This window comes from Bacillus sp. NTK074B, from assembly GCF_017303375.1.
Classification (GTDB): domain Bacteria; phylum Bacillota; class Bacilli; order Bacillales; family Bacillaceae_B; genus Rossellomorea.
Genome location: NZ_JAFKOH010000176.1, coordinates 1 through 261 on the forward strand (window position 1 = coordinate 1; position 261 = coordinate 261).

A 261-nucleotide genomic window follows, 5' to 3' on the forward strand; every position below is an offset into this window, starting at 1 on the left:
TGGCGGCCTTGTGGCGCTACAGGCGATGGCGGTTTCCACGGGCTTCCCGTTCGCCATCGTGCTGCTGCTCGTGTGTTGGGCGCTGGTCAAGGGCCTGATGGCCGAGCCGCGCGGCTAACGCGCCGACACTGGCACCATGAAAAGACGGGGCGGCAGGATCACCTGCCGCCCCGTTTGCGTTCACGCCCCCAGCGCGTGGGCCAGTTCGTCAAAGGCTGCGCGGTTGGCGCAGAAGGTCAGCGTCGCGGTATCGACCGGCTC

Annotated in this window: 1 protein-coding gene; it reads left to right on the forward strand. The window is 68.2% G+C overall.

The genetic code is table 11. The features are described 5' to 3' along the window. The first annotated feature begins 10 nt into the window (after nucleotides 1-10). The gene (locus JI667_RS23585; protein WP_368077931.1) at nucleotides 11-118 is read left to right on the forward strand and encodes a hypothetical protein; all 108 of its coding nucleotides are present in this window, start codon (nucleotides 11-13) and stop codon (nucleotides 116-118) included. Nucleotides 119-261 lie beyond the last annotated feature (143 nt).